Source organism: Streptomyces sp. NPDC048434, from assembly GCF_043200375.1.
Classification (GTDB): domain Bacteria; phylum Actinomycetota; class Actinomycetes; order Streptomycetales; family Streptomycetaceae; genus Streptomyces.
Map to the genome: position 1 here is coordinate 41,429 of NZ_JBICXQ010000041.1, position 26,756 is coordinate 68,184.

At 73.6% G+C, this 26,756-nt stretch carries 22 protein-coding genes; 16 read left to right on the forward strand and 6 right to left on the reverse strand.

The window, feature by feature from the left end; genetic code table 11:
* The first annotated feature begins 37 nt into the window (after positions 1 to 37).
* From ACGFWI_RS35395 to ACGFWI_RS35430, 8 genes are all read left to right on the forward strand, one after another.
* Positions 38 to 1,096 carry a ketoacyl-ACP synthase III family protein gene (locus ACGFWI_RS35395; RefSeq protein ID WP_393910189.1) on the forward strand — a complete coding sequence of 353 codons (1,059 nt, stop codon included), beginning with the start codon at positions 38 to 40 and terminating at the stop codon, positions 1,094 to 1,096.
* A 127-nt stretch (positions 1,097 to 1,223) separates the two neighbouring features.
* Entirely contained in the window at positions 1,224 to 2,204 is a 981-nt protein-coding gene (locus ACGFWI_RS35400; protein ID WP_393910169.1) for an aromatase/cyclase, read from the forward strand.
* Positions 2,191 to 2,820, forward strand: coding sequence for an antibiotic biosynthesis monooxygenase family protein (locus ACGFWI_RS35405; RefSeq protein WP_393910170.1), 630 nt, complete (start codon positions 2,191 to 2,193; stop codon positions 2,818 to 2,820). The genes ACGFWI_RS35400 and ACGFWI_RS35405 overlap by 14 nt, the downstream gene beginning before the upstream one ends.
* A 140-nt stretch (positions 2,821 to 2,960) precedes the next feature.
* The gene (locus ACGFWI_RS35410; RefSeq protein WP_393910171.1) at positions 2,961 to 3,161 is read left to right on the forward strand and encodes an acyl-CoA carboxylase subunit epsilon; all 201 of its coding nucleotides are present in this window, start codon (positions 2,961 to 2,963) and stop codon (positions 3,159 to 3,161) included.
* A 130-nt stretch (positions 3,162 to 3,291) separates the two neighbouring features.
* Positions 3,292 to 5,034, forward strand: coding sequence for a fatty acyl-AMP ligase (locus tag ACGFWI_RS35415; protein WP_393910172.1), 1,743 nt, complete (start codon positions 3,292 to 3,294; stop codon positions 5,032 to 5,034).
* Positions 5,031 to 6,740, forward strand: coding sequence for an acyl-CoA dehydrogenase family protein (locus ACGFWI_RS35420; RefSeq protein WP_393910173.1), 1,710 nt, complete (start codon positions 5,031 to 5,033; stop codon positions 6,738 to 6,740). Before ACGFWI_RS35415 ends, ACGFWI_RS35420 begins: the two co-directional genes overlap by 4 nt.
* Positions 6,741 to 6,796: 56 nt before the next feature.
* A complete protein-coding gene (locus ACGFWI_RS35425) occupies positions 6,797 to 8,047 on the forward strand; it encodes an acyltransferase domain-containing protein (protein ID WP_393910174.1) in 1,251 nt (416 codons plus the stop codon).
* 1 nt (position 8,048) lies between these two features.
* Positions 8,049 to 8,885, forward strand: a complete 837-nt coding sequence (locus ACGFWI_RS35430) for a 4'-phosphopantetheinyl transferase family protein (RefSeq protein WP_393910175.1) — start codon at positions 8,049 to 8,051, stop codon at positions 8,883 to 8,885.
* A gap of 38 nt (positions 8,886 to 8,923) precedes the next feature.
* Here the strand turns inward: ACGFWI_RS35430 and ACGFWI_RS35435 are convergent, their stop codons facing one another.
* The 4 genes from ACGFWI_RS35435 to ACGFWI_RS35450 all read right to left on the reverse strand — a co-directional run bounded on the left by ACGFWI_RS35435 (position 8,924) and on the right by ACGFWI_RS35450 (position 13,541).
* Positions 8,924 to 9,538, reverse strand: coding sequence for a DNA-binding response regulator (locus ACGFWI_RS35435; RefSeq protein ID WP_393910176.1), 615 nt, complete (start codon positions 9,536 to 9,538; stop codon positions 8,924 to 8,926).
* A gap of 53 nt (positions 9,539 to 9,591) precedes the next feature.
* Positions 9,592 to 10,827 carry a sensor histidine kinase gene (locus tag ACGFWI_RS35440; protein ID WP_393910177.1) on the reverse strand — a complete coding sequence of 412 codons (1,236 nt, stop codon included), beginning with the start codon at positions 10,825 to 10,827 and terminating at the stop codon, positions 9,592 to 9,594.
* 172 nt (positions 10,828 to 10,999) lie between these two features.
* Positions 11,000 to 13,291 carry a TOMM precursor leader peptide-binding protein gene (locus ACGFWI_RS35445; RefSeq protein WP_393910178.1) on the reverse strand — a complete coding sequence of 764 codons (2,292 nt, stop codon included), beginning with the start codon at positions 13,289 to 13,291 and terminating at the stop codon, positions 11,000 to 11,002.
* 4 nt (positions 13,292 to 13,295) lie between these two features.
* Positions 13,296 to 13,541: a hypothetical protein gene (locus ACGFWI_RS35450; RefSeq protein WP_393910179.1), complete on the reverse strand. Its 246-nt coding sequence runs from the start codon at positions 13,539 to 13,541 to the stop codon at positions 13,296 to 13,298.
* 289 nt (positions 13,542 to 13,830) lie between these two features.
* Here ACGFWI_RS35450 and ACGFWI_RS35455 point away from each other — a divergent pair, with 289 nt between their 5' ends.
* The 8 genes from ACGFWI_RS35455 (at position 13,831) to ACGFWI_RS35490 (ending at position 24,690) form a co-directional block, all read left to right on the forward strand.
* Positions 13,831 to 14,625 carry a BTAD domain-containing putative transcriptional regulator gene (locus ACGFWI_RS35455; RefSeq protein WP_393910180.1) on the forward strand — a complete coding sequence of 265 codons (795 nt, stop codon included), beginning with the start codon at positions 13,831 to 13,833 and terminating at the stop codon, positions 14,623 to 14,625.
* Positions 14,626 to 14,727: 102 nt separating this feature from the next.
* Complete coding sequence (locus ACGFWI_RS35460) at positions 14,728 to 16,326, forward strand: acyl-CoA carboxylase subunit beta (RefSeq protein WP_393910181.1); 1,599 nt, start codon at positions 14,728 to 14,730, stop codon at positions 16,324 to 16,326.
* Positions 16,327 to 16,625: 299 nt separating this feature from the next.
* Positions 16,626 to 17,891, forward strand: a complete 1,266-nt coding sequence (locus tag ACGFWI_RS35465; RefSeq protein ID WP_393910182.1) for a beta-ketoacyl-[acyl-carrier-protein] synthase family protein — start codon at positions 16,626 to 16,628, stop codon at positions 17,889 to 17,891.
* On the forward strand, positions 17,888 to 19,141 hold the full coding sequence (locus ACGFWI_RS35470) for a ketosynthase chain-length factor (protein ID WP_393910183.1): 1,254 nt from the start codon (positions 17,888 to 17,890) through the stop codon (positions 19,139 to 19,141). Before ACGFWI_RS35465 ends, ACGFWI_RS35470 begins: the two co-directional genes overlap by 4 nt.
* Before the next feature lie 11 nt (positions 19,142 to 19,152).
* Entirely contained in the window at positions 19,153 to 19,422 is a 270-nt protein-coding gene (locus tag ACGFWI_RS35475) for an acyl carrier protein (protein WP_159473865.1), read from the forward strand.
* A gap of 301 nt (positions 19,423 to 19,723) precedes the next feature.
* Positions 19,724 to 21,652, forward strand: coding sequence for an acyltransferase domain-containing protein (locus tag ACGFWI_RS35480; protein ID WP_393910184.1), 1,929 nt, complete (start codon positions 19,724 to 19,726; stop codon positions 21,650 to 21,652).
* Between the two features lie 293 nt (positions 21,653 to 21,945).
* Positions 21,946 to 23,454 carry an FUSC family protein gene (locus tag ACGFWI_RS35485; RefSeq protein WP_393910185.1) on the forward strand — a complete coding sequence of 503 codons (1,509 nt, stop codon included), beginning with the start codon at positions 21,946 to 21,948 and terminating at the stop codon, positions 23,452 to 23,454.
* A 192-nt stretch (positions 23,455 to 23,646) separates the two neighbouring features.
* Entirely contained in the window at positions 23,647 to 24,690 is a 1,044-nt protein-coding gene (locus ACGFWI_RS35490) for a lactonase family protein (RefSeq protein WP_393910186.1), read from the forward strand.
* 34 nt (positions 24,691 to 24,724) lie between these two features.
* On the opposite strand, the gene ACGFWI_RS35495 is transcribed toward ACGFWI_RS35490, so the two are convergent.
* A complete protein-coding gene (locus ACGFWI_RS35495; protein ID WP_393910187.1) occupies positions 24,725 to 25,066 on the reverse strand; it encodes a nuclear transport factor 2 family protein in 342 nt (113 codons plus the stop codon).
* A 404-nt stretch (positions 25,067 to 25,470) separates the two neighbouring features.
* A complete protein-coding gene (locus ACGFWI_RS35500; RefSeq protein ID WP_393910188.1) occupies positions 25,471 to 26,427 on the reverse strand; it encodes a sirohydrochlorin chelatase in 957 nt (318 codons plus the stop codon).
* Between the last annotated feature and the right edge of the window lie 329 nt (positions 26,428 to 26,756).

A 26,756-nucleotide genomic window follows, 5' to 3' on the forward strand; every position in this document is an offset into this window, starting at 1 on the left:
GGCCGCGCCGGCCGCGAACCACACTCCAGGAGTGGCTGTGCGAGTGGACGACATCTTCATCCGGGGGACCGCGACCAGGCTGCCCTCCTCCTTACCGATTGCCGACGCCGTCGCCGACGGAAGCTGCCCGCCCCAGGTGGCCCGGGCGACCGGCATGCTGTCGGTGGCCCACTCACCGGACGAGTCGGCCGCCGAGATGGGCGCGGCGGCCGCCCGCGCGGCCCTCGCCAGGGCCGCATCCGCCCCGGGCGACATCGCGCTGATCCTGCATGCCGACACCTACCACCAGGGCCAGGACCTGTGGCCGGTCGCCTCGTACATTCAGCGGGAGGCCGTCGGCAACACCTGCCCGGCCATCGAGATCCGGCAGATGTCCAACGGCGGGATGGCCGCCCTCGACCTGGCCACCGCCTACCTCACCGCGGCCGCCGGCCGCCGGGACGCCCTGCTCAGCGCCGCCGACCGGTTCTGTGCACCCGGCATCGACCGCTGGCGTACGGACCCCGGCACCCCCTACGCCGACGGGGCGAGCGCCCTGGTGCTCTCCCGGCAGAGCGGCTTCGCCCGGCTGCGGTCGCTGGCGCTGCTCGCCGACCCCGAACTGGAGCCGATGCACCGCGGCGACGAACCCTTCGGCCCGGCCCCCTTCAGCCACCGCACCCCGGTCGACTTCGAGGAGGCCAAGCGCGCCTTCGTCGGCCGGGTCGGGATGTCCTTCGCGATCAGCCGCGCCAACGCCGGCCAGCGCACCGTCGTCAAACAGGCCCTGGCGGATGCGGACCTGGAGCTGGCCGAGGCGGAGTGGGTGGTGCTGCCGCACTTCGGCCGCCGCCGGCTGGAGGCCATCTACTACCGGCCGTACGGCATCGACCCCGCCCGCACCACCTGGGAGTGGAGCCGCACCGTCGGCCACCTCGGCGCCGGCGACCAGTTCGCCGGCCTGGACCACCTCGTCACCTCGGGACGGGCCGCGCCCGGCGACCGGGTCGTGCTCATCGGAGTCGGCGCGGGCTACAGCTGGGGCGCCGCCGTGGTCGAGATCTGCGAACGCCCCGCCTGGGCGGAAGCGTCGGCCGGGTCCGCTCGCGCGTCGTGATCCCTGCCCTCCGCCGGGCGCGCCGCCGGTCCGGGGACCGGCCGACCCGCGCTCCAGCTCCGCTCAAGTCCCCCCTGCCAGTCTGATGCCGCCGCCTGCGCGGCGCGTAGTGAAGGGAAGGTCCGCCGTGGCGCCGACCGCTACCACCACCGGCACAACCCATGTCACCGAGCACACCGTCCCGGTCGCCGCCCCGCCCGGCACCGTCTACGCCCTGGTCGCCGACGTCACCGCCTGGCCGCAGGTCTTCGGGCCGACCGTGCATGTCGAGGTGCTGGAGGAGGCCCGCGGCGAACAGCTGCTGCACCTCTGGGCGTTCGCCAACGGCGAGGTACGCAACTGGACCTCCCGCCGCACCCTCGACCCCGCCACGCACACCATCACCTTCCGCCAGGTCGTCTCCGCCGCACCGGTGGCATCGATGGGCGGCACCTGGCAGATACAGCCCGATGACGACGGCGGCTGCCGGGTGGTGCTGCTGCACGACTACCGGGCCGTCGGCGACGACCCGGCCGCCGTGGCCCTCATCGAGCAGGCCGTCGACCGCAACAGCCGCGCCGAACTGGAGGCGCTGAAGAACGCCGCCGAACTCGCCGGCCGGCGCCACGAGATCACCTTCACCTTCAGCGACTCGGTGGACATCGACGGCGCCGCCGCCGATGTCTTCGCCTTCCTCGACCGCGCCGACCGGTGGCCCGAGCGGCTGCCGCACGTGGCGCGGCTGCAGCTGACCGAGGACGAACCGGGCCTGCAGCACCTGGACATGGACACCCGCAGCCCGGACGGCTCCATCCACAACACCACGTCCGTGCGGGTCTGCTTCGCCGACCGCGCGGAGATCGTCTACAAGCAGCTGCGGGTCCCCGTCGCGATGGCCGGCCACACCGGCCGCTGGGAAATCACGCCACGCGGGCCGCACGGCACGGGAGTTACCGCCACCTCCTGGCACACTGTCACCCTCGATCCCGAGGGGGTGCGCCAGACGCTCGGGCCCGAGGCGACGCTCGAAGAGGCCCGCACCCTGGTGCGCAAGGCGCTGGGGACCAACAGCTCGACCACGTTGCGCCATGCCAAGCAGTTCGCGGAGGAAGCACATGCCCGGACGTGACCTCGACGGGCCCGTCACCGTCATCAACCGGTTCAGCGTCAAGGGCGACACCGGAAAGTTCGAGCGGGAGTTCCACGAGCACTCCCAGTTCCTGCGCCGGCAGCAGGGGTTCGACTTCCTGGTGACCGTCAGGCTCGTCGAACAGCCCCATATGTACGTGCACTTGGGTCACTGGCGCAGCCTGCGGGACTTTCTGGACGTCGTCCACGACGACACCTTCCTGGACCGGGTGCGGCGCCTCGGCGCGCTGGTGGAGACCGAGGCCGACCAGGCCGTCAGTGTGGGGCGGCTGCTCCACCACGATGCCGCCGTCGGCGACGCGGATGTCGTCCTCACCCACGCCAGGGTCCGCGGCTCCGGCGCCGAGTTCGAGCGCCGCTTCGGCGAGCTGACGGACCGCTGGTCCCAGCTCGACGGGTTCGGCGGCAGCGACCTGCTGCGCTCCACCCTCAGCCCCATGGCCTACCTCGGGCTGTCGTGGTGGCGCAACGGCGACGCCTGTGTCTCCGCACTGCGCGACCCGCAGGCCGAGGACCGGCTGCGGGGCGTCTCCGAGATCGCCGACGTCAGCACGGAACGGACCGTGCACCTGGCCTACCAGCGCGTCATCCGCTGACACCGCCCGAACGCGCACCGTAGGAGCCGAGGACCCACCGGTCCTCGGCTCCGGCCGTTTCCGCCCGGGACCGCCGCCGTATAGCGATCTTGGCGGGCGGACGCGAGTTCCCTTCGAGTGCCCCGGCGCATCCTGCGCACATGGCCAACGACATACGGTTCACCGTGGTCCGGGGGAGACCGGACGAGGCCGAACTGGCCGCCGTCACCACCGTGTTGCTCGCCGTGCTGCGGGCCGGCGAAGCCGCCGGTCCCGAAACCGGTGAGCCGCTGTCGCCGCGCGCCGGATGGGGCCGCGCGCACATCCCGCGCCGCTCACCCGTCGGCTGGTCCACGCCATGACCCCGCGGTCGCCGTGCGCACCGCACCACCGGCACCCGCACCCCGCCGGACGGGCCGCGCCCGACGACCGCAACGCACCGCCGCAGGGGCCGACCGGGGCCCGTACACCACGACATGTGAGGGGGAGGCGTTGAACGGCAACCACAACTTCACCCAACTCGTCCGCTCCAGGGCCGCCCAGACGCCCGACCGGGAAGCGCTGATCGTGCTGCCCGAATACGAGGGCCGGGCGCAGCCCGAAGTGGTGACCTACCGGGCGCTGGACGAGGGCGCCCGGCGCCTGGCCGGCTGGCTGCAGGACCACGGGGCCGCCGGCGAACGCGTGCTGATCGTGCACAGCGACCGCAGGCTGTTCGCCATCAGCTTCCTGGCCTGCCTCTACGCCGGCGCCCTCGCCGTCCCGGTGCCGCCGCCCGACGGCCGCGGCCACCTCGAAGCCCGCCTCGCCGGCATCGTCAAGGACGCCGCCCCCACCCTCGCACTGGCCGACGGGGCCGGTGCCCCGGACGTCTCCCGGCTGCTCGCCCGGCACGGCCACGGCCATATCCCCTGCCTCGCCGCCGACGTCGTCCCCGCCTCCCGGGCCTGGCAGGAGCCGGACCTGCCGGGTGACACGGTCGCCTTCCTCCAGTACACCTCCGGCTCCACCCGCGAACCCCGCGGCGTGGTGGTCACCCACGACAACCTCCTCGCCAACCAGCGGGCGATCAGCCGGGTGCTGCACACCCTGCCCGGCGCCCGCCTCGGCGGCTGGCTGCCCTTCCACCACGACATGGGCCTGATCGGCCAGTTGCTGCACCCGCTGTGGCTCGGCGGCAGCAGCGTGCTGCTCTCACCCGAGGCGTTCGTCCGGCGCCCGGTGCGCTGGCTGGAGGCGATCGGGCAGCACCACGTCACCGTCAGCGGCGCACCGGACTTCGCCTACGACCTGTGCGCCCGGCGCGTCACCGACGAGCAGCTCGCCACCCTGGACCTGTCCGGATGGGAGATGGCGGTCAGCGGCGGCGAGCCGGTGCGCCCCGCCACGCTCCACGCCTTCGCCGAACGGTTCGCCCCGGCCGGCCTGCGCCCCGAGGTCCTCACCCCCTGCTACGGACTCGCCGAGGCGACCCTGCTGGCGTCCGGCGCCCCGGCCGGCACCGAGCGCCGCGAGCTGACCGCCGACGCCGCCGCCCTGGAGACCCACGAGCTGCGGGCCCCCGCCGAGGGCGCACCGCGGCGGCTGCTCACCGACTGCGGCGAACCCGCCGACGGCGAACTGCTGATCGTCGACCCGGCCACCCGTGAGCCGCTCCCCGACGGCCGCATCGGTGAGATCTGGCTGCGCGGCGACAGCGTCGCCCGCGGCTACTGGCGCCGTCCCGCCGAGACCGCCGCGGCCTTCAACGGAACCACAGCGGCCGGCCACGGCGGCCATCTGCGCACCGGCGACCTCGGCACCCGCGAGGACGGCCGGCTGTATGTGACCGGCCGGCTCAAGGACATGATCGTGGTGGCCGGCCGCAACCTGTATCCGCAGGACCTGGAGACCACCGTCCAGCGCCTCAGCGCCCTGTTCGGCGCCTGCACCGCCTTCGTCGTCCCCGGCGAGCGCGAACGCGTCGTCGTCGTACAGGAGCTGCGGGCCGGCAGCCGCTACGACATCGACCTCGCCGCGCTCACCTCCGCGGTCGGTGCCGCGCTCACCGAGGAGTACGACGTGCGGGCCGGGGCGGTGCTGCTGGTGCGGCCCGGTACGGTCCGTCGCACCACCAGCGGCAAGGTCGAACGCGCCGCGATGCGCAGGCTGTTCCTCCAGGGCGAGCTACGGCCGCTGCACCAGCAGATCGAGTCCGACGTCGAGCAGCTGCTGCCGGTCGGGAGCGCGCGATGAGCGGCCCGGCGCAGGACCGCATCGACCGCCTGGAGTCCGCGTTCGGCCCGCTGGACGACCCCGCAAACCCCTGCGGCCAGGACGCGCTGCTCGCCGCCGACTCGGCAGGCGAGGCGCTGCCCGCGGCCGAAGCGGTGCTGGACTCCTACGCCTTCGACGCCGAGTTCGTGCCCGAGCGCCACGGCGGGCGGCTGGCGCGCATGGATGTCCTGGGCCGGGTGCTGCGCCCGGTCTTCCGCCGCGACGCCTCCCTGGGCTTCGGCTACGGGCTGAACTGCTTCTTCGCGGCCGTCCCGGTGTGGACCGGAGGGCACGACGGCCAGTGTGCGCTGGCCGCCCGGCTGCTGCTCGACGGCCGGCGGATCGCGGTCGCCCGGCACGAGGTCGCCCACGGCAACGCCTTCGTCCGCGAGGAGTTCGCGGCCGAGCCCGTCGAGGAAGGGTTCCTGCTCAACGGCAGCAAATCCGTCATCGCCAACGCCGCCCGTTCCGCGGGCCTGGTGGTGTTCGCGCGCACCGGCGAGTCCAGGGGCCGCACCCACTCCGTGCTGCTGCTCGACCGCGAACGGCTGCCCGCCGGACGGGTCCGGAACCTGGGCCGCCGCGCCACCAACGGCATGCGCAGCACCGACTTCAGCGGACTGAGCATCACCGACTGCGTCGTCCCGCACGATTCCCTGGTCGGCTCCCTCGGCGACGGCTATGAGCTGAGCCTGCGCTCCTCCCTCGTCATCCGGGGGCTGATCCCGTCCATCGTGCTGTCCGGAGCCGACACCGCGCTGCGCACCGTCGCCCGGTTCGCCACCCGGCGCCGCGCCGACGGCCGCTCCTCGCTCGACGTACGGCACGTGCGGGACGTGCTGACCGGCGCGTTCCTCGATCTGCTGCTCAGCGACTGCCTGGCCGCGGTCGCCACCCGCGCGCTGCACCTGGTGCCCCGCCAGATGAGCGCCTACGCCGCCGCTGCCGCCTACCAGGCCCCCAAGCTGCTCGCCGAGTCCATGGACGAGATGTCGGCGGTGCTGGGCAAGGCGACCTTCGCCGAGGCGGGCGCGTACGCCATGTTCCAAAAACAGCTGCGGGATCTGCCGGTCACCTCGCTCGGGCACGCCGGCAGCGCCGGCCGGCAGGTCAGCCTGCTGCCGCAGCTGCCGTACTTCGCCCGCAACGCCTGGTTCGCCGACCCCGAGGCTCCGGCCGCGCTGTTCCGTATCCACGACGGGCTGCCGCCGCTGGATCTGTCGCAGCCGGCGCTGCTGGGCGACGGCGATCCGCTCGCCGCGACCCTGGTCGCCTGCACCGACCAGCTGGAGGGCGAACCGGCCGCGTCCCGGGACGGCACCCTGCGGTTCCTCGCCCGCGCCTTCACCACCGAACTCGCCGAGCTGCGCAAGGCGTTCACCGAAATCGCCCCCGACGACCGCAAAGCGCTGGCCAGCCCGCACGCGTTCGGCCTCGCCGACCGCTACTCCCTCGTACTGACCGCGGCCGCCTGTCTGGGGGTGTGGCGGGAACAGCGCGCCGGCTCCGACGACTTCCTCGCCGACCCGTCCTGGGCGACCGCCGCGCTCTACCGCCTGGGCCGCCGCCTGGGCCTGCCGCTGCCCGACCGCCCGGCCGCGGACGAGGAACGCGTGCTGGCCGAGGTGCTGGCCAGACTCCACGGCCGCCGCAGCTACGACCTGTACGGATCCGCGCTGGCCTGACCACCCGCGCCCCGTCCCCGTACCGACGTACCCGACCTGCCCAGGAGGAGCCCGCCATGCACAGCACGCCGCCGTCCACCCCGCCGATCGAACCGGACTACGAGGGCTGGCTCACCGCACGTCTGCGGCACTATCTCGGCCGGCCCGTCGCGGCCGACGTCGCCTTCGTGGAGTACGGGCTGGACTCGGTGGCCGCGCTGAGCCTCTACGGGGACATCGAGGAGGAGTTCGGGCCGCTGATCGACCCGACCGACATCTGGGACTACCCCACCGTGCGGGAGCTCACCCGCTACCTCCAGCTCCGCGACATCCGGCCCTGCGGCGGCCGGCGGATCCGCGCCGCCTTCGTCTTCACCGGCCAGGGCTGCCAGCACCCGGGTATGACCGCCGGCCTGTACATGCACTCCACCGGCTACCGCGGCTACCTGGACGAGGCCGCCGACGTCCTGCGGCCCTACACCGGTCTGTCCGTCGTCGACCTGATCCTCAGCGGCGACCGCCGGATCCACCGGACCGCCTACACCCAGCCCGCGCTGTTCGCCGTGCAGTACGCCCTCGCGCGCACCCTGGAGGAGGCCGGGGTGCGGCCGGTCGCGGTGCTCGGGCACGGCATCGGCGAGTACGCCGCGGCCACCGTCGCCGGGGCGCTGCCGCTCGCCGACGCCGCCAAACTGGTCGCCCTGCGCGGCGCGTTCATGCAGTACCTGCCGTCCTCGGACGGCGGCATGATGGCCACCTGCGCCGCGCCCTACGAAGCGACCGAGGCGATAGCCGGTGAACCGGGCGTCGTCATCGGCGCGATCAACGCCGCGCGCGCCACCGTGCTCTCCGGGGACCTGGCCGGCCTCGAACGGGTCCGGGGCCGGCTGGAGGAACGGGGCATCCGCTGCAGCATGCTGGAGGTGTCGCACTCCTTCCAGTCGCCGCTGATGGAGCCGATGCTGCCGCGCTTCGAGGCGGTCGCCCGCCGGCTGCCCGGCGGCGCCCCGCGGCTGCCCTACTACTCCACGGTGCACGGCAGGCTCACCACCCAGCCGCTCTACGCGCCGTACTGGAGCCGCCAGATCACCGCCCCGGTCCGGTTCGCCGACGCGGCACGGCAGCTGCTCGACCAGGAAACCCCCAGCCATGTCGTGGAGATCGGCCCGCGGGTGGTGCTCACCCCGTTCGTACGCCGGATGGGCGGTTCGGCCGGTCCCGTCTGCCTCGGGGTGTGCCGCGGACCGGAGAGCAACGCCGTCGACCTGGCCGGTGTGCTGTCCGCGCTGGACGCCGGACCGCTGTCCGACCCGCTGGTACGGGCCTGAGATGGCACCGGTGTCCCCCGCTGCCGGGCCCCCGCTCCGCCGCCCCCGGGCCGTCGCCGGACCGCAGGGTCCGTGGCACACGGTCCATGACGATCTGTCCGCCACCGGTGTCGTCCTCGTCTACGGACGGCTGGCGCAGTGGCTGCCGCACATCCAGGACGTGGCCCTGGTGCGGCCCGTGCTCGGCCGTGACTGGCAGCGGTACCAGACCCTTACCCATCCCCGGGCCAAGGAACGGTTCCTGGCCTCGCGGCTGCTGCTGCGCTACGCCGCGGCGGTGGCCATCGAGACGGCGCCGGACCTGGTGGACCTGGCCTACCAGCCCGGCGGCCGGCCGTTCGTGCGCGGCTGCGACCAGATCGACATCAGCCTCAGCCACACCGAGGAGGTGATGGTGGTGGGCATCACCAGCCGCGGACGGGTGGGCGTGGATGTCGAGCTGGCGGTGCGCCGGATGGCCGGCACCGGCTCCGAGGCGCAGGGCTGCACCCCCTACGAACGGCAGTGGCTGGACGCCGCCGACGACCGCGACCGCAATGACACGCTGGTGCGGCTGTGGACGCTGAAGGAGGCGTACAGCAAGGCGCTCGGGCAGGGACTGCGGTTCCGTTTCACCGAGTTCGGCTTCGCGCTGGACGGCACCTGGGCCCGGCTGGTCGGGCCCGACGGGCGGGACGCGGGCGCCGACGACTGGGTCTTCGCCACCTTCGCCGTCGACGGCAAATACGTCGTGAGCGCCGCCGTGCAGGACGCCGGGTTCGGCGGCGGCACCGACCTGTCGGTCCAGACGGCCCTGGACGCCGGGCTGCTGGACGCCCTGCTGGACACGACCGGCTGACCCCGCACCGGCCGTGCCCCCGTCGCCGGGACACCGTCTTACGGGATCCAGCCGGCCTCCTCCGCGATCCGGACCGCGTCGATCCGGTTGCGGGCGTTGAGCTTGGTGACGATCGCGGTGAGGTAGTTGCGGACGGTGCCCTGCGACAGGAACAGACAGCCGGCGATCTCCGCGGCGTCCGCGCCGCGCGCGGCCAGTCGCAGCACTTCCAGCTCGCGCGGCGAGAGCGGGTTCTCGGGGGAGTCCCAGGCGGCCAGGGCCAGTTGGGGATCGATCACACGCCGCCCTGCCGCCACGCTCCGTACCGCCTGGGCGAGCTGGTCGGGCGGCGCGTCCTTGAGCAGGAAGCCGGTCACCTGGGAGGCCAGCGCACGGCGCAGGGTCCCCGGACGGCCGAGGCTGGTCAGGATCAGCGTGCGACAGCCTGGAAGGCGCTGGTGCAGTTCCGCCGCGGCGGTCAGCCCGTCGATGCCCGGCAGATCGATGTCGACGACGGCGACATCGGGCCGGCTGGCGAGCGCGGCCTCCACGATCTTGTCGCCGCGGTCCACGGAAGCGATCACCTGCAGGTCCGGTTCCAGTTCCAGAAGGGCGATGAGCGCACCGCGGATCATGTGCACATCCTCGGCGAGCAGGATCTTGACGGCGAGCATGGCAGGTCTCCCCCGGCGGGCAGGTGCCCGGCACGGAGCCGGGCAGGTATCGATCAGGCCGCGGGTCTCGCGGCCATCCGGTCTTGCGTCGTGCGCGCGGCGATCGGCCGCGTCGGCGCTTCGGCAACCATCCGGAAGCACCCGTCGTGCGTCCGTTCCGCCTCCAGCCGGCCGCCCACCGCGCCGAGCCGCGCCTTGAGGTTGCCGATTCCGCTGCCGCTGTGGGGGGAGAGCGTGGGCAGATCGTCGGGCACACCGTCGTTGGTCAGGGTCAGCGTCACTTTCTCGTCCTCCGTGACGGCGCTGATGTGGCAGGTCTCGACCTTGCTGTGGCGGAGGATGTTGGTGACACCCTCGCGCAGTGCGGTCGCGAGCACGGTGTCTATGACCGGATGCAGATGTCCGCAGGCGATCTCGACCTCCGCCTGCACGTCCGCCGAGGCCAGGATCGCCGCGGCGGAATCCGCCTCCGCGGCGAGCGACATGTCACGGTACCCACTGGCCACCGTGCGCACATCCGACAGCGCCTGACGGGAGATGTCCAGCAAAGAGGCGACCTCGTCACGCGCCAGCTCCGGCCGGCCGGGCACCAGCCGGTAGATCAGCTCGCTCTTCAGCGTGATCGCGGAGAGGCTGTAGCCCAGCAGGTCGTGCAGGTCCCGCGAGAAGCGCAGCCGCTCCTGCGAGACGGCGAGCCGGGCGAGTTCGGCGCGCGAGCGGTGCACCTCCTGGACGAGATCGGTCAGCCGGGACAGCCCGTAGATCACCAGACCCGTGAAGAGCGTCGACAGCACCAGATACGACGTCTCCAGCCAGCTGAGCGACACCACCAGCTGGAAGGAGGCGGGCACGGCGACGGTCGCCGCGAACGGGATCCACGCCCGCGGGAAGGGCACCAGCAGGAGAATCGATCCGGCCAGCGGACCGGTCATGCTGACCCAGGTGCGGTGGAAGATCAGGACGGGTGCGTAGGTGAAGACCGCCTGCGTCAGCAGCATCAGCACCCGCGTCCGCGTCGTCCAGCGCTGCGCCCGTGACGAGGAGTGCAGGAACTGCAGGAAGAACACGGCCAGCACGATGGCCACCGACGCGGCCAGCGTCGGCATATTGGCGCTGTACTCAAGGGAGTTGAGCGAGACCACGATCGACAGGCACAGCAGCACCACGATGGTGATGGTCCGGGCGAGCCGCGGCGCGGGCAGATCGCGATCCGGCAGCCCTGCGGGCCACCGCGAACGCTGCGATAACGGCTCCGCGCCGGCATCGGACGGAACGCCGGTGACACCCATGTATGCCCCCCCGTGCCTTGGCTGCGCGGCTCTCGGACGTGTCAGCATAGTATGGCCAAACCTGGGCCCTACCGCCCCGCGGAGCGGGTTTTGCGGAGGTGGGCGGGGCCTCTGGCATATGGCTCACGGGCTGCCTGGACGTACCCCTCTACACGTCAACACGTCTACACGTCTACACGAAGAGCGGGACGGGGTTCAGGTCCTCGTAGTGGGTGGGGCGCGCCAACCGCCCCTCGGCCACCGGTACGTCGAAGAGCCTGCCGGGGGCGAAGCGCGCCCAGAAGTGCCGCAGCCCCGGCACCAGCACCGCCACTACCGGAATCCCCACGTCCGGCCGGGTCTGATCCAGTACCAGCAACTCCAGCCCCCGTTCGGCGACCAGCCGCTCCGCCGCCTCGATGTCGTCGCGCAGATCGGCGCGCGGCCGGTAGCCGTAACTCCCCGGTGTACGCGCGCTCTGCCCACCGTCCGGCAGCAGGTACGGCTGCCCGCCCACCGTCGCCCCGGTCCACCACGCGAGCAGATCACGGTCCCGGGTGAGGTACCCCGTGCCGTCCTCGCGGGCGCCCAGCACCGGCGGCAGCAGCTGGTTCATCTCGGTCAGGGCGCGGCGCAGCGCCAGCCGCGGGTCGAAGTGCGCCCCGAATCCGAAGGTGATGTCCTGCGCGGCCTTGTCCCGCCGCCGGGAGACGGCCGCCACGACCGGAATGCCGAAGTCCGAGGTGAGGTCCAGTGCCCACACCTCACGGTGCAGATCCCGCTCGTAGGCCGTGCGCAGCCCGGCGATCCACGGCTCGTCGAAGGCGTCGAGGTCCAGCGCGGCCTGCCGGGTCCGGTTGTACCACCACTGCGCGACCGCGTCCCGCTCCACCAGCTCCAGGAAGCCCTGCACGATGGCGTCCTCCAGGCTGCTGCCGGCCGCGTTGCCGTTGGAGTCGGCCGGTACGGCGGGCGGGGTGCCGTCCGGGCCCGGCCCGAAGTACAACAGCGAGGTGGGCAGCAGCCGTTGACGGCGATGGGTCAGTGACCACACCGGGGTCCAGTCGGTGGGAGCGGAGGCGTCGAAGGGCGCGGCGACCCGCTGGAGCGGTGAGGCGGTCGCGTTCCACCGCGCGCGGTCACGGAACTGCCGTGCCGCCCACAGCTGGCAGCGATTGGGGTGCAGTGCGTCGCCGCCCAGCGCCCGCAGCGAGTCACGGATCACCGGCTCATCGCCCTGACGCGTCCCCGAGTAGCGCTCCACGGCCTCACACAGCGCACTGACCTGCGCCTCGACCGCGGTCACGCCCTTGCCGCCGCTGAGGCTGCGCAGTCCGCCGCGCAGCCAGCCCAGCCCGCCGCCGAGCGCCACGTTGTGCCCCGAGGTGTAACAGTGCAGCGCGGCAGGGGCGTTGTCCGCGCGCCGGATCTCACTGACGACACCGGTCACCGGCCCCACCAGATGGCCGTGGCGCGCCAGCATCTGCTCGGGGGGCAGCGCCCGGTGGTTGCCGCCGCCGTGCGCGGCCTTGGCGCGCGAGCGGGGCACCACGGGCCGGTCCACCATCCGCGCCACCAGCCCCGGGTCCCCGCAGCCGTGGCACTGGGGTCTTCGCTGCACGGTGTGGTGCCGGGTGTGCAGCGTCAGGGTGTCCAGCGCACAGATCGCGTCATGGCTCTCCCGCCGCACCCCGCCCAGCCAGGTCGCCGCCAGCAGCACGGCCAGTTGCAGGCCCATGGCACGGCCCGCGGCCAGCGAGGCCTCGGGCGCCGCCACCGGTCGGTCCGCCCCCAGGGCGCGCTGCACCGCCAGTTCGGCCCGCCGGTGGCCGCGCAGCCGGTCGGCCAGACAGTGCCAGCAGGCGCCCTCTTCCGGCCGGAACACCGGTCCGGCCCACGGCTCCGCGCCGCAGGGGCGCACCGGCAGCCAGGGCCGGCCCTGCGCACGGTGCCAGGTGTCGACCGCCGCCAGGTCCGGGGCGAGGTAGTCGTCGCAGAGCACCAGGGAGAGATCCGCTGCACCCGCCGACGGGCCGCCGCCGGGGCCGGGCCCGACGACCGTGAGCCCGGAGTCGGCGCATGCGGTGCGCAGTCCGTCGGCCGCACCCCGGCCCACGGTCAGGATCTCGACCGTCGGCCGGATGCGCGGCGGGACGGACCGCAGTCCGGAGACCTCCGCCAGGTCCCAGAACGCCGCGGCCGCACCGTCGGACGGCGCACCGGGCGCGGAGCGGTAGCCGATGAGCCCGGCCGTGGCCAGCTCGGCCACCACCGCGCCGGCCTGCATCGCGGGCAGCTCGCGCGCCGCCTCCGTCAGCAGTTTCGACAGCGTCCGGGTGCCGTCGAGCAGCGGCGCGACGACCTCGGCCGGGCGGCCGAACAGCGCGGTGACGCCCTGCCCGGACAGCAGATAGGTGGCCTCGTCGGGCACCACCTCGGCACGCAGATGGCGGCGGAAGCCGACCAGGGGCTCCGTGGTCTCCACGGCGTCAGACGGCGTACGGGATACCGGTCAGCAGCGTGGTGGCCGTGGCGTCCGGCCGTCCGAGATCCTCGATGACGAGCGCCGGCGCGGTGTAGACGGGCTCCGCTCCCAGCAGCCCGAACTCGGCGAACACGGCCGCCGGGTCACTGGTGTAACGGTGCTTCAGGTCGGGCTCCAGGCCCGCCCGGGCGACGAGTTCGGCGAAGCGGCAGAGGTCGGCGGCGGTGTCGGTCGCGGTGTGGTCAGACATGGTCCGGTGCGTCGCGGGCATGTGACTGTTCCCTCCGTTGTCGGACGGTCCGTCGGGGTTGGCCTGAAGTGCTCGGCACGACGACCCGGCGTCCGGTGAGGCAGTATTCTGCGGGCGCCGGAGGCACAGGCCCCAGTGCCTGGTTCACCACATCGGCATGACATTTTCATGATTGTGTTCATGAGTGGCTCACTGGGCTCGTGCGCTCCCCGGTGCCAACCTCGCTTGAAGCTCGAGATGAACCGCGGCCCGGTGGCCGGCGGTTGTGACTCACGAGGGGAGAGCACTCATGGAAATCAAGGTTCTGGGCCCGCTGACCGCCCACGAACACGGTGTCTCGCTGGTGCCGAGCGCCGCCAAACCGCGGCAGATACTCGCGCTGCTCGCCCTGCAGGGCGACCATGTGGTGACCGTACCGACGCTGATGGAAGAGATCTGGGGGCAGAACGTGCCGCGCAGCGCGGCCACCACCCTGCAGACCTACATCCTCCAGCTGCGCCGCAAGATCGCGGTGGCCCTGGACGGCGACCCGGTGCGCAACGCCAAGGAGGTCCTGGTCACCCAGCACGGCGGCTACCTCCTCCAGGTCCAGCCCGGCCAGGTCGACGTCCAGGAGTTCGAGCAGCTCGCCCTGTCGGGGCGCGGCGCCTACGACGCCCACGACTACGCCGCCGCCTCCGCCCTGCTGGGCAAGGCCCTGGCCATCTGGCAGGGGCCCGCGCTGGTCGATGTGCCCGTGGGCGGGGTGCTGGAACTGGAGGTGCTCCGGCTGGAGGAGGACCGGATGGCCTGCCTGGAGCGCCGGATCGACGCCGACCTCAAACTCGGCCGGCACACCGAGGTGGTGCCCGAACTCTGCTTCCTCGCCGCCCGGCACCCCATGCACGAGAACTTCTGCGCCCAGTTGATGACGGCACTGCACTGCTCAGGCAGCTCCTGGCGTGCGCTGGAGGCGTACCAGCGGCTGCGCGAGGCGCTCGTCGGGGAGCTCGGCATCGAGCCGTCGGCCCGGCTCCAGCAGCTCCAACACGCGGTCCTGTCCGGGGACTTGCCCCTCGGCCAGCGTCTGACCGCCACCGGCTGACGGAGCCCGCCGGCCGCCGTCGGCCGGACCGGGCCGCGCCCGGCAGCCGCGCCGCCGTGCGCTCTCCAGCGGGGTTCGAGCCGGCGTTCCTACGTTCGGCCGATGACGATCCTTCAGGAAACCGCGACCCCGCCGCTCAGCCCACCGCGCCCCGATCTGGGCCGGGCCACCGACGAGCTGCACCGCCTCAAGGAGGAGGTCGGCCGCGGCCCCGACGCCGCCGCCACCCGCCGGCAGCACGCCAAGGGCAAGCTGACCGCTCACGAGCGGCTGGAACTCCTCTTCGACGACGGCACCTTCACCGAGCTCGAACCGCTGCGCCGGCACCGGGCCACCGGCTTCGGGCTGGAGTCCCGCAAACCGCACGGCGACGGCGTGATCATCGGCTGGGGCCTGGTGCACGGCCGCACCGTCTTTGCCTACGCCCACGACTTCCGGGTGTTCGCCGGGGCGCTGGGCGAGGCGCACGCGACGAAGGTGCACAAGGTCATGGACCTCGCGGAGGCGTCCGGTGCCCCGCTGGTCTCGCTCAACGACGGCGCCGGCGCCCGCATCCAGGAAGGCGTCACCGCACTCGCCGGCTACGGCGGGATCTTCCGCCGCAACGTCCGTGCGTCCGGGGTGATCCCGCAGATCTCAGTGATGCTCGGCCCGTGTGCCGGCGGCGCGGCCTACTCCCCGGCACTGACCGACTTCGTGTTCATGGTGCGCGAGACCGCCCAGATGTTCATCACCGGCCCGGACGTCGTCCAGGCCGTCACCGGGGAGAAGATCACCCACAACGGTCTGGGCGGTGCCGATGTGCACGCCGAGACCTCCGGCGTCGCCCACTTCGTCTTCGACGACGAGGCCGCCTGCCTGGAAGAGGTGCGCTGGCTGCTGTCGCTGCTGCCGCGCAACAACCGTGAACTCGCCGCGCCCGTACGGGGCGAGGACCCGGCGGACCGGCGCACCGACGCCCTCACCGGCCTGGTCCCCGCCGACCCCGGACGGGCCTACGACATGCGCGCGGTGATCGAGGAGATCGTCGACGACGGCGAGTACCTGGAGGTGCACGAGGGCTGGGCCCGCAATGTGGTGTGCGCCCTGGCCCGGATCGACGGGCAGACCGTCGGCGTGATCGCCAACCAGCCGAACGTCCTGGCCGGTGTGCTGGACATTCACGCCTCGGAGAAGGCCGCCCGCTTCGTCACCACCTGCGACGCCTTCAACATCCCGCTGGTGACGCTGGTGGACGTGCCCGGCTTCCTGCCGGGCGTCGACCAGGAGCACGGCGGCATCATCCGGCACGGCGCCAAGCTGCTGCACGCCTACTGCAACGCCACCGTGCCCCGTATCTCCCTCGTGCTGCGCAAGGCCTACGGCGGCGCGTACATCGTCATGGACTCCCGCTCCATCGGCGCCGATCTGTCCTTCGCCTGGCCCACCAACGAGATCGCGGTGATGGGCGCCGAGGGCGCGGCCAATGTCGTCTTCCGCCGCGAGATCGCCGCGTCCCCCGATCCGGACGCGACCCGCGAGCGGCTGGTCAAGGAGTACAAGTCCGAGCTGATGCACCCCTATTACGCGGCCGAACGCGGCCTCGTCGACGACGTGATCGACCCCGGCGACACCCGGCGGGTGCTGACCCGGTCCCTGGCCATGCTCCGCGAGAAGAAGGCCGAACTGCCCGACCGCAAGCACGGCATCGTCCCGACATGAGACCGCGGGCACCTCGCTGACCAGCGCCTACGGCAGTCCCGTCGGCAGATCCACGCACATACGAGCGGGTATCGAGGCGAGGGCCGAACCATGGCGGAGCCGGCAGCGGGGGAAGCGCCACCAGCGGCCACCGAAGCTGTCCGCCGCGGCGGCGGGGCGCGGGGGAACACCCCCGCCCGGCCCCGGCCGCCGGGCTCATCGAGGAGCGGACCGACCGAAGGGAACACCGTGGCCCGCAACGTTCCGTCAGGCCCGTACCCGCAGGGGTACTTGGCCCCGTCGAAGGCGAGGTAGCGGCGATGCGCAGAGTCGCCATCACAGGACTCGGGGCCGTCGCGCCCGGGGGAGTGGGCATCAAGAACTACTGGGACCTGCTGACCGCCGGCCGGTCGGCGACCCGCACGATCTCCTTCTACGACGCCTCCCCGTTCCGCTCGCGGGTCGCCGCCGAGTGCGACTTCGACCCCGCGGCGGCCGGGCTGACGCCGCAGGAGATCCGCCGGCTGGACCGCGCCGCGCAATTCGCGGTCGTCTCCACCCGCGAGGCGCTCGCCGACAGCGGCCTGGAGGCGGCCGGCATCGACCCGGGCCGGATCGGCACCTCCCTGGGCAGCGCGGTCGGCTGCACCACCAGCCTGGAGCGCGAGTACGTCGTCGTCAGCAACGGCGGACGCAGCTGGCAGGTCGATCACACCTATGCGGTCCCCGAGCTCTACCGGCACTTCGTGCCCAGCTCGATGGCCGCCGAGGTCGGCATGGCGGCGGGCGCCGAGGGCCCCGCGGCCGTCGTCTCCACCGGCTGCACCTCCGGCCTCGACTCCCTGGGCCATGCCGTCGAGCTGATCCGCGAGGGCACCTGTGACGTCATGATCGCCGGCGCCACCGAGGCCCCCATCTCCCCGATCACCTCGGCCTGTTTCGACGCCATCCACGCCACCACCCCGCGCAACGACACCCCGGAGAGCGCCTGCCGCCCCTTCGACCGCACCCGCAGCGGACTGGTCCTGGGCGAGGGCGCCGCCATCCTCGTCCTGGAGGAGCTGACCAGCGCACAGGCCCGCGGCGCGCACATCTACGCGGAGATCGCAGGGTTCGCCGCGCGCTGCAACGCGTACCACATGACCGGGCTCAAGCCGGACGGCCGCGAGATGGCCCAGGCCATCGACGCCGCCCTGGCCGAGGCGCGGATCGACCCCACTGCCATCGACTACATCAACGCCCATGGCTCCGGCACCAAGATGAACGACCGGCACGAGACCGGCGCCTTCAAGCGCAGCCTCGGCGCGCACGCCTACCGCACGCCGGTCAGCTCCATCAAGTCCATGATCGGGCACTCGCTCGGCGCGATCGGCTCGCTGGAGATCGCCGCCTGTGCGCTGGCCATGGAGCACTCGGTGCTGCCGCCCACCGCCAACCTGCACGAGCCCGACCCCGAACTCGACCTGGACTACATCCCGCTCACCGCCCGCGAGAAGAAGACCGACACCGTCCTCAGCGTCGGCAGCGGATTCGGCGGCTTCCAGAGCGCGATGGTGCTGGCCCGTCCGGAGAGGAGCGCCGTATGACCGCCACGACCGTGGTGACCGGCATCGGCATCACCGCACCCAACGGCCTGGGCACCGAGGACTACTGGAAGGCCACCCTGGACGGCCGCTCCGGTATCGGCCCGGTCACCCGCTTCGACGCCTCGCAGTACCCCGCGACGCTGGCCGGCGAGGTCCCCGGCTTCGTCGCCGAGGAGCACATCCCCAGCCGGCTGATGCCGCAGACCGACCACATGACCCGCCTCGCACTGACCGCCGCCGACTGGGCCATCGACGACGCGGGGGTCGACGCGGCGGCCCTGCCCGAATACGGCATGGGCGTGGTCACCGCCGCCTCGGGCGGCGCCGTCGAGTTCGGCCAGCGTGAACTGCAGAACCTGTGGAGCAAGGGCAAGGAATACGTCAGCGCCTACCAGTCGTTCGCCTGGTTCTACGCCGTCAACACCGGCCAGATCTCCATCCGGCACAAGATGCGCGGCCCCAGCGGGGTGCTGCTGACCGAACAGGCCGGCGGGATCGACTCCCTCGGCCACGCACGGCGCCACATCCGCAAGGGCATCCCGCTGGTCGTCGCCGGCGGCGTCGACGCGGCCCTCTGCCCCTGGGGCTGGGTGCCGCAGCTCGCCTCCGGGCGGATGAGCACCGTCGGCGACCCGGCCCGCGCCTACCTGCCGTTCTCGCCGGACGCCTGCGGATACGTGGCCGGCGAGGGTGGCGCGATCCTCGTCACCGAGGACGCCGGCAGTGCCCGCGACCGCGGCGCCCGGCAGATCTACGGCGAACTCGCCGGGTACGCCGCCACGCTCGACCCGGCCCCCGGGTCCCCGCGTCCGCCCGGCCTGGGCCGGGCCGCGCGCCACGCGCTGGCCGACGCGGGCCTCACGCCCGACGACATCGATGTGGTCTTCGCCGACGCCGCGGGCGTACCGGAACTGGACCGGGTGGAGACCGAGGTGATCGCCGCCCTCTTCGGGCCGCGCGCCGTGCCCGTCACCGCGCCCAAGACCATGACCGGTCGTCTGCTCGCCGGCGGCGCGGCCCTGGACGCGGCGACCGCCCTGCTCGCCCTCCGCGACGGCGTCATTCCCCCCACCGTCAACGTGGCCGCCCCGGCCACGGACTTCCCCCTCGATCTGGTCACCGGCTCACCGAGGGAACAGGACCTGCGCGCCGCGCTGGTGCTGGCCCGCGGCCACGGTGGCTTCAACGCGGCCCTCGTCGTACGACGGCATGCCGCGACGACGGACCCGGCATCCGGCCGGAACGACTGAGAGGACACGCCATGCCCATCACCACCACCCACGTCACCCTCACCGACCTCACCCGGATGCTGCGTGAGAGCGCGGGCGAGGAGGAGGGCGTCGACCTGGACGGCGACGTCATCGACACGCCCTTCATCGAGCTCGGCTACGACTCCCTCGCCCTGCTGCAGGTGATCGGCGAGATCCAGCGGGAGTACGGCGTGGAGATCCCGGACGACGCGGTCGTCGACGCCGAGACCCCGCGCGCCCTGCTCGACCTCATCAACGCCGGCACCGCGTCGGCCGCATGATCTGGCGTCGAAGGCGGCCATCCCGGTTCCCCCGGCCGGACGGGCCGCCTTCGGCGCCGCTCCACGAGGAGTGAGGCTGCCTGGTGGCGGGTGCCCACACCACCGTGCGCTCCCGCCACGCAGGCTCCCCTTCCCGCACGTTCCCGGGCTGCCCGGTGGCCCCTTCCGCCGTCACACGCACCACGCCGGACCCCGCACCGGCCGTGCCCTACCGCCCGGCAGATCGCCCCCAACCGGCATCCGCCCGCCGCGCACCACCCGCCACACCCTGCATGTGCACCCGCCCGGAAGGAGGGCACCCATGCCTCTCGCCAACCAGACCGCGGTGACCAGAAGGCTGGAGATCACCCCCAAGGCACCACCGCTCCCGGGCGATGCGGACGCCCCGATCGCCGCCGCCGACCCGTCGGGCGCCGCCACGGCCGCCGGCACCGATACGGCGGACGGTGCGGCCACCGGCACCGAGGCACCCGACGATGCGGCCGTGGGCCCGCCCCTCGGCCCCGTCATCGACACCTCCGCCCGCCGTACCCTCCCGCCCGCCGCCGTCACCGCCGTGCTGCACGCCTTCGGCGGCCGTCGCCAGGACCTCCCACCCCGTACGGTCGTCGTCCTCGGGTCCACCGCTCCGCTCACCGCACTCCCCGCCACCCACGAGGGCATCCCGGTCCGTACCGCCTCCTCGCCCGCGCACGCCCTGCACCTGGCCCACCACGAACTCCAGGCCAAGAGCGCCGACCTGGCGTTGGTTGCGGGCTTCCAGGAGCCCCTGGGCCGGGCCGTCACCGTCCAGGCCCTGCGCCGGGCGGCCGAAGCGGTCGCCGCCGACGACAGTGTGCTGGGGGTGCTGGACTTCGAAGGCTGTGCGGGGCCGGCGGACGAGCCGGTCCTGCGGCCGTCCCGGCACAGCCGCCGGCTCACCGACCCCGCGGCGCCCCGTCTGCTGCTGTGGTCCGGCGGCAACGCGGCGGAGGAACAGCGCGTACGGCGCGAACTGGCGCCCCTGCTCGACGGTTTGTTCCCGGAGGCGTTCCCCGCCCTGCCGGCCACCATGCCCTGCGGCAAGGCTCCCGGGCCGGTCCGTGCCGGGGCCGTCACCACGGCCGAGCGGGCCCCTGCGGCGGTCGCCGCGGCCCGCACCGTGCACGCGCCCCGCCCCCGCCCGGTCGCGCTGCTCTTCCCCGGCCAGGGCTCCCAGCACACCGCGATGGCCGCCGGACTCTACGGCCGGGAGCCGGTCTTCACCGCCGCCGTCGATGCCGTACTGGAGCTCATGGGCCCGGAGGGGCCCGCCATCCGCGCCGACTGGCTCGCCGACACCCCGGTCATCGCCATCGACGACGTCCGCCGCGCCCAGCCCCTGCTCTTCGCGGTCGACTACGGCCTGGGGTGCATGGTGCTCAGCTGGGGCATCCGCCCGGCCGCCCTCCTGGGCCACAGCGCCGGCGAACTGGTCGCCGCGGTCCTCGCCGGAGTGGTCCCGCTCAGCGACGCGGTCGCGATGATGCGCGAGCGGGTCGTCGCGGCGGTGCGGATTCCCGCGGGCGGCATGCTCGCGGTGGCCGCGGGCGCCGACACGCTGCGTCCGTACCTGCGTGCCGATGTGGTCATCGCCGCGGTCAACGCCACCAGCCAGACCATGCTGGCCGGTTCGACCGCTCCGCTGGCGGAAACGGCAGCCGCGCTGCGCGCCGCCGGGCACACCGTCGTCACGGTGCCCGCCACCAGCCCCTTCCACAGCCCGGCCATGGCCCCGGCATCGGCCGCGGTGGAACGCGCCTACACCGGTATCCCCTTCCGCACCCCCGACCTGCCGCTCTACTCCGGCTACACCGGCGACCTGCTGGGGCCCGACGACGCGGTGAGCCCCCGCTTCTGGGCCCGGCAGATCACCGACCCGGTGCTCTTCCAGCCCGCGCTGGACCAGCTGCTGGCGGCCGACGACATGCTCCTCCTCGAAGCGGGCCCCCGGCAGACCCTCACCGTCTTCGCCCGCCGCCACCGCGCCGTCCGTCTGGGCGCCTCGGCCGCCGTCCCCCTCCTGCCCGCCCGCCCCGTCACCCCGGAGGGCGACCGGCACGCCGTCCTGACCGCGGCCTGCCGCCTCTGGCAGGAGGGCCACCAGCTCAAAGGAGAAGCCCTGGCCCGCCTCTGGACCTGCGCCGCGGAAGAGGCCACCCCCGCCCCCGCCACCCGGGCCGGCACACCCCCGGTGGGCGTCGCGGGCTGAGGCCACCACGGACGGGAATCCGGCGGGCCCGCGCCGGATTCCCGCCGCGGACCGCTCCCCGCACCGGCCGCACCGCCGCGAAGCGGTCGCGGCCCGGAGACCCTGCCCTCGCCCCCGCTCTCGCCCATTGGCCCCTTCCGGCGCGACATGAGCCGACGAGGCTGTACCAATGGCACAGCTATCTCGGCGTCTGTTGAGCAACCTGCCGCAGTGATGCTGTGATGGTCCCGTCGATGGCGCTGCGGATCCCCGCGGCGCCTTTTTCATGCGGGAACGGCGAAGGGGCGGAAGCTGTGCTGAAGAGGATGTTCGTGGCTCCGGATCCGGGGTGGCTGCGGCTGCGCAGCGCCGCCCGGTCCGTCCTCGGCATCGGCCTGGCGGTCACCGTGTGCGGTTTCGCCGGGCACTCGCTCGTCGCGGCCATCACCGGCGGGCTCGCCGCGCTGCTCGCCCTCTTCACGGTCACCGACGCGACGGTCCGCGCGCAGATGGTCACCACGGGCCTGCTGCCCGCGGTCGGCTTCCCAGTGCTCGCCGTCGCGGCGACGCTCCATGAACATCCGGTGGGGCGGGGTGTGGCCTTCGCCGCGGTGGTGGGCGCGGGGGTCTACGCCCGGCGCTGGGGGCCGCGTGGCCACGCCCTGGGGGTGTTCGCGTTCATGACCTTCTTCGCGGCGCAGTTCCTGCACACGGTGCCGGGACAGCTGCCCGACCTGTATGCCGCGATCGCCCTCTCCCTGGCCGCCTCCTCGACCGTCCGCTTCGGGCTGTGGTGCTACGAGCGCCGGCTGCCCCCGGCCGTCGTGCCCACCCCGACGGGCGCGAGGGGGCTCGCCCGGACGACCACCCGCCAGGCGATCCAGGCCACCGCCGGCAGCGCCTTCGCCCTCGTCGTGGGCCAGTTGCTCTCCGAGCAGCGCTGGTACTGGGCCGTGGGCGCGACGTGGTGGATCTTTGTGAACACCACCTCGCGCGGCGAGACGGTGGTCCGCGGCTTCCGCCGCACCCTCGGCACGGTGATCGGCATCGTCCTCGGGCTGCTCGTCGCCGTCCCGCTGCACGGCGCCGTCGTCCCCACGGTGGTCCTGCTCGCGGTCAGCGTCTTCGGGATCTTCTACACCGCCGCTGTCTCGTATACGTGGATGATGCTCGCGGTGACGTTGATGGCCACGCTGCTCTACGGCCTCCTGGGAGTGCTGGACCCCGGCCTGCTCACGCTGCGTCTCACGGAGACCGGTGTGGGGGCGCTCGGCGCGGCGCTGGCGGTGCTCTTCGTGCTGCCCGTCACGACCCACGCCACCACCGACGCCTGGATCGAGCGCGCCCTGCGCTGTGTGCACCGCTGCACCGCCGAGGCCGCCGCCCGCCTCGCGGGCTCCGCGACCGCCGACCCCGCCCCCCACGTCGCCGAACTGGGGCCGCTGCTGAGCCGGGTGCGACTGTCGCTCTCCCCGCTCGTGCACCCCCTGAGCCCGCTGCGCGCCCGCAAGGCGCGGGCGCGGCAGGTGCTTGCGCTGCTCGACGACTGCGCCCGTGAGGTCCGCGCGCTGGCCACCATCGCCGCCGACCCGGAGGCATCCCACGATGCCCGGCTCACCGCCTCCTGCCAGCGTGTGGAGGCCGCCGTCGAGGCACTGACCACCCCGCGCAGGGCACCCGACGCGGCGGCCGCCACCGTCTTTGTGGCGCACCCGCCCGCTGCGGAACCCGCGCTGGTCCATCTCCACGGCCTGGAGCGGGCCCTGGCCGACCTCTCCGCGCCGCTGCGCAGCTCCCCGCGCTCCCCACTGGTCGACGCCTGACCCGGAGCGCCTCCGGGGGCAGCCCGCCGTGCGTCCTGCGCGGCGTACGGAGCGCCCTGGGACGCAGGTTCGCTCCCGGGCGCGCGGGGCGCACGCCCGGGAGCGGGAACCCGCCATCGCCCCCAACGCCCCGCCCCCGGCTGTTAGCGTCGCCGGGGCACCTCAACGGGCAGGCGGACGAAGGGCGGACCAGTGGAAACGAGCGACCACGGCCGGCGCGCGTACTTCGGATCGTTCACCGCGGCCGGCGGCCTCGGCATCACCACCGCGGCCGTCCACCCGGAGACCGGCGCACTCACCCCGCTGCACTCCACCGACGCCGTCCCCCACCCCTCCTACCTGGCCCCGAGCCCCGACGGCCGCTACCTCTACGCGGTCAGCGAGACCCCGGACGGCACCGCGGCGGCCTTCGCCCTCACCTGGCGGGGACCCGAACTGCTCGCACCTGCCGTCCCCGTGGACGGCGCCGACCCGACCCACCTCACCCTGGCGCGTGGCCACCTCGTCACCGCCAACTACAGCTCCGGCAGCGTCAGTACGCTCCCCGTACGGCCGGACGGCACGCTCGCCGGTCCCGCCACGGTGCTCGCCCACCGGGGCAGCGGCCCGCGGACCGACCGTCAGGAGGGCCCGCACGCCCACGCCGTGCTGCCCGACCCCAGCGGCCGCTGGCTGCTCAGCGTCGACCTGGGCACCGACTCGGTCCGCAGCTGCGCCCTGGCCGCCGGCGACGGGACGCTGGCCGTACGCGCCGAGACCCGGCTGCGGCCCGGCAGCGGCCCGCGTCATCTCGCCTTCCACCCGCACGGCGACCGCGCCTATGTCATCAATGAACTCGATCCGACGGTCACGGTCTGCCGATGGGACGCCGGCTCCGGTGCGCTGACGCCCCTGGGGGAGACCCCCCTCCTCCCGGACGGGGCCGCCGCGGACGGCACCTTCCCCTCCGAACTGGTCGTCTCCCTTGACGGCCGGTTCGCCTGGGCCGCCAACCGGGGCCACGACAGCCTCTCCGTCCTCTCCCTCGACGGCGACACCGCCACCCTTGTCACCACCGTGCCCTGCGGCGGCCACTGGCCCCGTGATCTGGCGCTGCACCCCGACGGCCGGCACCTTTACGCCGCCAATGAGCGCTCCGGTGACGTCACTTGGTTCACCGTCGACCCGGCGACCGGCATCCCGGCCCGCAGCGGATCGGTCCCGGCGCCGGCCGCCTCCTGCGTGGTCTTCGTCTGAGCTGCCCGGGGCCGCTGAGCTGCCCGCGGCCGCCTCATCCCTGCGGAAAGCGTCCGCCGAAGTACACCTGTGTCTCGGCGAGCCGGCCGTCCCGCACCGTCATCACCTCGACATTGCGATGCCGCTCGCCCGTCTTCAGCTCGTACTCGTACCGGACGAAGACCTGCTCGCCGTCGAGGGCCACGGCGTCGAGAATCTCCTGCGAGCGCAGCCGGTCCGCCGTGGGGAAGCAGATCTCCAGGAACGCGGCCTTGCCGATGTGGTCGTCCTGCGGACTGGTGAAGGCGAAATCCTCGGCGAGCAGCCGGTCCATGGCCGCACGGTCCTGGGCGAGATAGGCCCCGAAGGCGGCGCGGACGAGGTCGACGTTCGACATGAACTTCCTTCCGTTGGGCGGCCCGCTGAGGCGCGCGGGGCGAGCGGGCCGGCGAATGCCTCTGCAGGACGGTAGACCTCGCGGTGCTCCCGGACTCATCGGTCGGCGTGTCAGGGGCGCGGCAAGCCCCCTGTGAGGGCAGCTCGCGGGCGTACGCCCACCGGGGCGCCCGTACCGCGGCCACCGGACTCCCGGGCCTTCTGAGGGGCATCTGCGCCGCTCGGAGCGGAATCGGACGTATCGCCTCCGGCTGGACACGGTGCCTGGACGAGGCGCCCGGACCAGGCGCCCGGACAGGGCGACCGCACACGCCGAAGAGCCGTCCCGACAAGCCGAAGGGCCGCCCCGCGCGGTGCGCGAAGACGGCCCTTCGTCGGAGCGGCGTCCGGTCCGACGGAAGAGTCCTAGCGGACCGGTACCCCCTGTGCCTGCGTCGGGAGGGTGATGCCCACCGCCGCCGCATAGTTCGACAGCGCCAGCCGGCCGACCGTGCCGTAGGCGCCCAGCGCCTCGGCCGATGCGCAGCCCGCCTCCGCCGCGGCCGCCCCCAGAAGGCCGTCGGTGATCTCCGGGCCGATCAGGTACGGGGCCAGCGCCAGCTGCTGCGAACCGGATCCGCGCAGCTGCTCGGCCGTACGGGAGATGGCGCCCTCCTCGTCCAGGGCGGCGGCCAGCACCGGCACCGCGAGCCGTGCGGAGAGCAGCATGCCGGTGATCCCGGCGGCCTGCACGGCCTCCTCGCCGCCCACGGTGGCGAGGATGATGCCGTCCGCCGCCGTGGCGACCGTGAACAGCCGGGCACGGTCGGCGCGCGCCAGACCGGCCTCGGAGAGCCGGACATGCAGCGCCTCGGCGAGCAGCGGGTGCGGGCCGAGGACATCGGTCAGTTCGGCGCCGGAGCCGCTGTTCATCATGGCCTGGCGTATCCGGCGCAGCAGGGCACTGTCCGGCCCGGCCAGCAGCGGCACCACCACGGCGGCGGGGCCGGGGTCGGGCTGCCCGTCGGCGCCCACCCGGGCCTTGTGCTCGGTGGCGGCCTGCGCCAGCACGGCCTCCAGGGACGGGAACTCGTCGTCGCCGCCGTCGACATAGCCGATCCGGGCGTCGAGGCCCGGGAGCTCGGAGCGGGCGATGCTGGAGACCTCTTCCGCCAGGCTGCGCGAGGCGGCGGAGGGGGTGCCGGGCACGGCCAGCACCAGGGCGGGCGCGCCTTCGGGTGCGGCGAGCGGCTCCGGCCTGCGGTGGCGGCCGGACTGCCGCGCGCGCGGCATACGTACAGGCAGGCCGGGTGCGGCTCCCGCGCTCGGGGAGGCGGCGTCGAAATCGGGCGAGCCAGGTGCGGGCCCAGTGGGGGAACTCATGGCGCCGCATGCTAACGGTTCGGACCACCCCCGCGCGGAGGGAGGGTTCGGTGACGAGGTATCCGTCCCGATTTATCCCGCGCGTCACCCCGTGCTACCCCGGTGCAGGCCGTGTGATCTGCAACAACTTCGCATCGGCGGGCAGTGTCAGACGGTCATCGGCCAGTGCCGCGGCGATGGTCAGCGCCCCGTCGAGCGGGCTCCCGGCGGCGGGGGGGGGGGGGGGGGGGGGGGGCGCCCCCCGCCCCGCCCGCGGCGGGCGGCGGCCCGACGCCCGGTCGCCCGCCCACAACAACCCCCCCCCCGCTCACCCGGCGAGCGGCCCCGCC